Annotated in this window: 3 protein-coding genes; 2 read left to right on the top strand and 1 reads right to left on the bottom strand. The window is 71.0% G+C overall.

All coding sequences use genetic code 11. The annotated features are described in order from the left end of the window. Nucleotides 1-271: 271 nt before the first annotated feature. Nucleotides 272-1987, top strand: a complete 1716-nt coding sequence (locus AC068A_RS22435) for a carbohydrate-binding module family 20 domain-containing protein (RefSeq protein ID WP_478587447.1) — start codon at nucleotides 272-274, stop codon at nucleotides 1985-1987. An 86-nt stretch (nucleotides 1988-2073) separates the two neighbouring features. Next, nucleotides 2074-7419, top strand: a complete 5346-nt coding sequence (gene pulA / locus AC068A_RS22430; RefSeq protein WP_478587445.1) for a pullulanase-type alpha-1,6-glucosidase — start codon at nucleotides 2074-2076, stop codon at nucleotides 7417-7419. On the opposite strand, the gene AC068A_RS22425 is transcribed toward pulA, so the two are convergent. Continuing rightward, nucleotides 7406-7942 carry an N-acetyltransferase family protein gene (locus AC068A_RS22425; protein ID WP_478587460.1) on the bottom strand — a complete coding sequence of 179 codons (537 nt, stop codon included), beginning with the start codon at nucleotides 7940-7942 and terminating at the stop codon, nucleotides 7406-7408. The two genes, pulA and AC068A_RS22425, sit on opposite strands and share 14 nt — an antisense overlap. Between the last annotated feature and the right edge of the window lie 18 nt (nucleotides 7943-7960).

Here is a 7960-nt window from a genome sequence, read left to right as displayed (position 1 = left end):
TCCCCCCCCCCCCCCCCCCTTCCCCCCCCCCCCCCCCCCCCCCCCCCCCCCCCCCCCCCCCCCCCCCCCCCCCCCCCCCAACCCCCCCCCCCCCCCCGCCCCCCCCCCCCCCCCCCCCCCCCGCCGTCCTGTGCACGGGGCGGCGCCGGGGCGGGCCGCGCCACCTCGTCGGAAACAATTCTGCAATCTCTTGCGCAAAGTCTTGCAACGGTCTGGGGTGGGCCCTACGGTCGCCAACAATCCCCACCTCTTCCGCCAGGAGGCCCCCCACATGTCTGCCAGAGCTGTCAGACCCGCCAGAACCCGCGCAGGCTCCGCGGGGCTGATTGCCGCTGCTGCGCTCGCCGCCGCCACCCTCACCGCCCAGGCCCCGCAGGCGCAGGCCGCGACGCCAGGGGAGAAGGACGTCACCGCCGTGCTCTTCGAGTGGCGGTTCGAGTCCGTGGCCCGGGCGTGTACCGAGAGCCTCGGGCCCGCCGGGTACGGGTACGTGCAGGTCTCGCCGCCCCAGGAGCACATCCAGGGGCCGCAGTGGTGGACCTCGTACCAGCCCGTCAGCTACAAGATCGCCGGGCGGCTCGGGGACCGGGCCGCGTTCAAGGCGATGATCGACATCTGCCATGCGGCCGGGGTGAAGGTCGTGGCCGACTCCGTCATCAACCACATGGCCGCCGGTGACGGGGTCGGGACCGGGGGGAGTGCGTATACGAAGTACGGCTACCCCGGCATCTACTCCGGCGCCGACATGGACGACTGCCGGGCGGAGATCACCAACTACCAGGACCGCGGCAACGTGCAGAACTGCGAGCTCGTCCAGCTCGCCGACCTGGACACCGGCGAGGACCACGTGCGCGGCCGGATCGCGGCCTACCTCAACGACCTGCTGTCGCTGGGGGTCGACGGGTTCCGGATCGATGCCGCCAAGCACATGCCCGCCGCCGACCTCGCCGACATCAAGTCGCGGCTGACCGACCCCGGTGCGTACTGGAAGCAGGAGGCCATTCACGGGGCCGGCGAGGCGGTGTCGCCGAGCGAGTACCTGGGGAACGGGGACGTCCAGGAGTTCCGGTACGCGCGGGACCTCAAGCGCGTCTTCCAGAACGAGAAGCTCGCGTACCTGAAGAACTTCGGCGAGGGCTGGGGGTACATGGCCTCCGGCAGCTCCGCCGTCTTCGTCGACAACCACGACACCGAGCGGGTCGGCGACACGCTGAACTACAAGAACGGCGCCGACTACACGCTGGCCAGCGTGTTCATGCTGGCCTGGCCGTACGGCTCCCCGGACGTGCACTCCGGGTACGAGTGGACCGACAAGGAGGCCGGTCCGCCGAACGGCGGGCAGGTGAACGGCTGTTACCGCGACGGGTGGAAGTGCCAGCACGCGTGGCCGGAGATAGCGTCCATGGTCGGCTTCCGCAACGCGGCGCGCGGACAGGCCGTGACCGGCTGGTGGGACAACGGCGGCAACCAGATCGCCTTCGGGCGCGGCAGCAAGGCGTTCGTGGCCGTCAACCACGAGGCCTCGGCGCTCACGCGGACCTTCCAGACCTCGCTGCCCGCGGGTGACTACTGCGACGTGCAGAGCGGGCGAAACGTTTCCGTCGGGGCTGACGGCAGGTTCACCGCCACCCTGGGCGCCAACACCGCGCTCGCGCTGCACGTGGGGGCCCGCACCTGCGGCGGCGTCCCGGCCGCCACAGGGGCCTCCTTCGCCGTCAACGCCACCACCGTGCCCGGGCAGAACATCTACGTCACCGGCGACCGGGCCGAACTGGGGAACTGGAACCCCGCGGGCGCGCTCAAGCTCGACCCGTCCGCATACCCGGTGTGGAAGCTCGACGTGACCCTTCCCGCCGGAACGGCGTTCTCGTACAAGTACCTCCGCAAGGACGCCGCCGGCAACGTCACCTGGGAAAGCGGTGACAACCGCACCGCCACCGTCCCGGCGGGCAGCAAGGTCGTCCTGAACGACACCTGGCGCAACTGACGCCCACAGGCCAGGGCCGCCCGGCACCCAGTAGGAAACCCCGCCACCGCCGGGCGGCCCTCTTCACGTGACCAAGGAGAGCCGCCTTGATACGCCCTGCCGCAGGAGCCCTCGCAGCCGCGCTGGCCGTGACGCTCCTGCCAGCCCTGCCCGCCGCGGCCGCCGGAAGACCCCCGGCGCCGCCGCCGGACGCGAAACTGGCCGCCGAGCCCGCGCGGCACGACCTCACGCGGGAGCAGTTCTACTTCGTGCTTCCCGACCGGTTCGCCAACGGCGACCCGCGCAATGATGCGGGAGGCCTGACCGGCAGCCGGCTGGAGACCGGCCTCGACCCCACCGACAAGGGCTTCTACCAGGGCGGCGACCTCAAGGGGATCACCGACCGGCTCGACTACATCAAGGGACTCGGCACCACCGCCATCTGGATGGCGCCGATCTTCAAGAACCAGCCGGTGCAGGGCAAGGGCGACGACGTCTCGGCCGGCTACCACGGCTACTGGATCACCGACTTCACCCAGGTGGATCCGCACTTCGGGACCAATGCCGATCTCGCGAAGCTCATCGACAAGGCGCACGCGAAGGGGATGAAGGTCTTCTTCGACGTCATCACCAACCACACCGCCGACGTCGTCGACTACCGAGAGCAGTCCTACGGATACCTGTCGAAGGGGGCCTTTCCCTATCTGACGAAGGACGGCGTGGCCTTCGACGATGCGGACTACGCCGACGGGAAGCGGAAGTTCCCCGCCGTCGGGGCCTCTTCCTTCCCGCGTACGCCGTTCGTGCCCGAGGGGAAGAAGAACCTCAAGGTTCCGGCCTGGCTCAACGATCCGGCCATGTACCACAACCGGGGCGACTCCACCTTCGCCGGGGAGTCCTCCGAGCAGGGCGACTTCTTCGGCCTCGACGACCTGTGGACCGAGCGGCCCGAGGTCGTCAGCGGCATGGAGAAGATCTACGAGAAATGGGTCAAGGACTTCGGCGTCGACGGCTTCCGCATCGACACCGTGAAGCACGTCAACACCGACTTCTGGACGCAGTGGGCCACAGCTCTGGACAAGTACGCCGCCAGGCAGGGGCGCAAGAACTTCTTCATGTTCGGCGAGGTCTACTCCGCCGACACGGCCGTCACCTCCCCGTACGTGACGCGCGGGCGGCTGGATGCCACGCTCGACTTCCCGCTCCAGGACGCCATCCGCGCGTACGCCTCCCAGGGCGCCGCAGCCGGCCGGCTCGCGGGCGTGCTCGCCGATGACTACCGGTACACGACCGACAAGGCCAACGCGTACGAGCAGGTCACGTTCCTCGGCAACCACGACATGGGCCGGTTCGGCACCTTCCTCAAGCAGGACCGGCCCGGCGCGGCCGAGCAGGAGCTCCTGGACCGCTACCGGCTCGCCAACGAGCTGATGTTCTTCTCGCGCGGCAACCCCGTCGTCTACTCCGGTGACGAGCAGGGCTTCACCGGCGCGGGAGGCGACAAGGACGCCCGCCAGCCCCTGTTCGCCTCGAAGGCCGCCGACTACCTCGACGACGACCAGCTCGGTACCGGCCGTACGCATGCCAGTGACGCGTACGACCAGGGGCACCCGCTGTACCGGCAGATCGCCGGGCTGTCCAAGCTGACCCGGGAGCACCCGGCCCTGCGCGACGGCATTCAGAGCGAGCGGCTGGCGGACGGTTCGGTGTACGCCTTCGCGCGGACCGACGCCCGCAGCCGCACCGAGTACCTGGTCGCCGCGAACAACGGCACCGAGTCGCGGACCGTCGAGATCGACGCCCCCGCCGGCGCCCAGTACCGCACCCTGTACGGCGGCACCGCGCTGATCCGCGCCTCCGCCGCAGGCAAGCTGACCGTGGTCGTGCCCGCCCTCGGGTCCGTGGTGCTGCGGGGTGTCGAGCCGCTTGCCGTTGCCTCCGCCAAGCCCGTGGTGACCCTGAAGGCGCCGGCCGCCGGGGCCGCCGGCACCGTCGAGGTGTCCGCGGACGTCAGCGGCGGCGGGCTCAACCGGGTCGTGTTCGCCGCCCAGGCGGGCAACGGCCCCTGGCAGGTCCTCGGATCCGCCGACCACGCCCCCTACAAGGTCACCCAGTACGTCAACGTCCCGGCCGGGACCGCGTTGCGCTACAAGGCAGTCGTCACCGACTCCGCCGGGCGGACCGCGAGCGCCCTCGCCGAGTCCGCGGCCGGCCGGATCCCGCCCGTGACCGCGCCCACCGCCACCGAGCGCGACTACGCCGTCGTCCACTACCGCCGGCCCGACGGGGACTACACCAACTGGCGGCTGTACGCCTGGGGGGACATCGCCGACGGGGAGGCCACGCCCTGGCCCGCCGGACACGACTTCACCGGCCGTGACGCGTACGGCGCCTTCGCCTGGGTCAAACTCAAGCCCGGCGCCTCGTCGATCGGCTACCTGGTGATCGACAAGGACGGCAACAAGGACGTCGCCGCCGACCGCACGCTGGACGTGACCCGTACCGGCGAAATCTGGCTGGAGCAGGGCCAGGAGGCCGTCCGCACCGAGCGGCCCGCCTCTCCGCCGCAGGACCAGGGCAAGGCCGTCCTGCACTACAAGCGCGCCGACGGGGCCTACGACGGCTGGGGCCTGCACGTGTGGACCGGGGCCGCGAACCCGACCGACTGGTCCAAGCCGCTGATGCCCGCCCGGTTCGATGCCTATGGTGCTGTTTTCGAGGTGCCGCTTGCCGCCGGGGCCGGCTCGCTCAGCTACATCGTCCACAAGGGCGACGAGAAGGACCTGCCCGCCGATCAGTCGCTCGATCTCAAGGCCGCCGGCCACGAGGTGTGGATGCTGGGCGGCCAGGCCGCCTACCTGCTGCCGCAGCCCGCCGGCTCGGCCGCCGGCCTCGACCTCGGCACGTCCCGGGCCGTCTGGATCGACCGCGACACCGTCGTGTGGAATGCCCCTCCGGCCGCTGCCTCCGTCCAGCTTCTCGCTTCCGGGGACGGGACGATCAAGGCCGAGAACGGCACCCTGACGGGGACGGGGTCCGCGCAGTGGCTGCGGCTCACCGCCACGAAGCTCACCGACGCGCAGAAGCAGAGGTTCCCGCACCTTGCCGCGTACGCCGCCTACAGCGTGGACGTGCGCGATCGCGGGCGGGTGCGGGACGCCCTGAGGGGGCAGGTCGTCGCGTCTGCCCGGGCTGCCGGCGGGGCCGTTCTGGCCGCCACGGGTGTTCAGCTCGCCGGCGTACTCGACGACCTGTACGCCACCCGGGCCGCGCTCGGGCCCGTCTTCAAGGACGGCCGGCCCACCCTGTCCGTGTGGGCGCCGACCGCCCGGAAGGTCGAGCTCGAACTCGACGGCCGCATCCTGCCCATGCATCGCGACGACGCCACCGGCGTCTGGTCGGCGCGCGGCGAGCGCTCCTGGACCGGCAAGCCGTACCGGTACGCCGTGACGGTGTGGGCGCCAGGTGCGCGGCAGGTGGTTCGCAATGTGGTGACGGACCCGTACTCCACCGCGCTGACCACCGATTCCGCGGCGAGCCTGGTCACCGACCTCGCCGATCCCAAGCTGGCCCCGCCCGGCTGGCGGCAGCTGCGCAAGCCGGCCGCGGTGCCCTTCACCTCGGCGCAGATCCAGGAACTCCACATCCGGGACTTCTCCGTCGCCGACCCCACCAGCAAGCACCCCGGCCAGTACCTGGCCTTCACCGACGGCGGCTCGGCGGGCATGCGGCACCTGCGCGACCTCGCGGCCGCCGGGACCTCGTACGTCCACCTGCTGCCGGCCTTCGACATCGGCACCATCCCCGAGAAGCGCGAGGACCGCACCGAGCCTGCGTGCGACCTCAAGGTGTACGCGCCGGACTCCGAGCAGCAGCAGGCCTGCGTGGCCGCGGCGGCCGCGAAGGACTCCTACAACTGGGGCTACGACCCGCTGCACTACACCGTTCCGGAGGGGTCGTACGCCAGCGACCCGAACGGCACGGCCAGGACCGTCGAGTTCCGGAAGATGGTGCAGGCCCTGAACGGGGCCGGGCTGCGGACCGTGATGGACGTGGTCTACAACCACACCGTGGCGGCCGGGCAGGACGGCAAGTCGGTTCTGGACCGGATCGTGCCCGGGTACTACCAGCGGCTGCTGGCCGACGGCAGCGTGGCCACTTCGACGTGCTGCGCCAACACGGCCCCCGAGAACGCCATGATGGGCCGCCTCGTGGTGGACTCCATCGTCACCTGGGCGAAGGAGTACAAGGTCGACGGCTTCCGCTTCGACCTGATGGGCCACCACCCGAAGGACAACATCCTCGCCGTGCGCCAGGCCCTCGACGCGCTCACCCCCGAGAAGGACGGGGTCGACGGGAAGAGGATCGTCCTGTACGGGGAGGGGTGGAATTTCGGCGAGGTCGCGAATGATGCGCGGTTCGTGCAGGCCACCCAGCTGAACATGGCCGGGACCGGGATCGCCACGTTCTCCGACCGTGCCCGTGATGCGGTGCGGGGCGGGGGGCCCTTCGACGAGGACCCCCGGGTCCAGGGCTTTGCGTCCGGGCTGTTCACGGCCCCGAACGGGTCCCCTGCCAACGGGACGGCCGCCGAGCAGCGGGCCCGGCTGCTGCACGACCAGGACCTGATCAAGGTCGGCCTGTCCGGGAACCTCGCCTCGTACACCTTCACCGACACCTCGGGACGCCGGGTCAAGGGCTCCGAGGTGGACTACAACGGCGCCCCGGCCGGATATGCGGCGGCACCGGGTGATGCCCTCGCCTATGCCGATGCGCACGACAACGAGACGCTTGCCGACGCCCTGACGTACAAGCTCCCCCAGGGCACTGCGGCCGCCGACCACGCCCGTATGCAGGTGCTGGCGATGGGTGTCACGGCGCTGTCCCAGGGGCCCGCGCTGTCGCAGGCCGGTACCGATCTGCTCCGCTCGAAGTCCCTGGACCGCAACTCGTACGACAGCGGCGACTGGTTCAACGCCATCCACTGGGACTGCCGCGACGGCAACGGGTTCGGCAGGGGGCTTCCGCCGGCTGCCGACAACCGGTCCAAGTGGCCGTATGCCAAGCCGCTGCTGACCGGGCCCGCCCCGGGCTGCACGGAGATCAGCGGCGCCTCGGCCGCCTACCGGGACCTGCTGCGGATCCGGACCACCGAACCCGCCTTCTCGCTGGGCACGGCCCAGCAGGTGCAGGACGCGCTGGCCTTCCCGCTCTCGGGGAAGGACGAGACCCCCGGGGTGATCACCATGACGCTGGGCCGCCTGGTGGTGGTGTTCAACGCCACGCCCGGCGTCCAGAGCCAGCGGATCCCCGCCCTCGCCGGAACCGGCTACACCCTGCACCCGGTGCAGGCCGCCGGCGCCGACGCGGTCGTCAAGCAGTCCTCGTACGACGCGGAGAAGGGAGAGTTCCGCATCCCGGCCCGCTCGATCGCGGTGTTCACACGACGCTGAGCCGGTCGAGCCGCTTCTCCAGCAGGATCACCCCGTAGACGCGGCCGTCCTTCCCCTCCTTGTGGGGGAACTCCCCGACCACCCGGTAGCCCGCGTTCTGGTAGTACGCGAGCAGCCGGGGGTTGGTGGAGACGCAGTCCAGCCGCGCCCGCGGCAGACCGGAACCGGCGATCCGGCGCTCGGCATGCTCGAGCAGCCGCCGGCCGGTCCCCGCGGGCGCGGTCTTGCGTTCCACCATCAGCCGGTGCACGTAGCCGGCGACCGGAGGCTGCACGCCCCAGGCCTCCTCGTCCGACCACCACAGCTCGTACGCCCCGACGATCCGCCCCTCGGCGTCGCCCGCGAGCCACACCTCACCGTCGCGCATCTGCTTCGTGAAGTGCGCGACGTCCTTGTCCCCGGGCTTCCACTGCTCGATCCCGCATCTCTGCATCCACCGGGCGGCCTGGTCGTACAGGGCCACCAGCGTGGCGGCGTCCTTCTCCACGGCCCGCCGGAACAGGATCCCGTCGTCATCAATGATCACGCGCGTATTATCACG

The sequence above is a fragment of the Streptomyces sp. NPDC043854 genome, assembly GCF_056436005.1.
The sequence above is the reverse complement of the archived record's forward strand: the minus strand, read 5'-3'. Positions and strand labels throughout refer to the sequence as shown.

What these genes read in the sequence shown, in the direction of transcription:
- AC068A_RS22435 (WP_478587447.1), top strand. Translation starts at nt 272, where the DNA reads ATGTCTGCCAGAGCTGTCAGACCCGCCAGAACCCGCGCAGGCTCCGCG.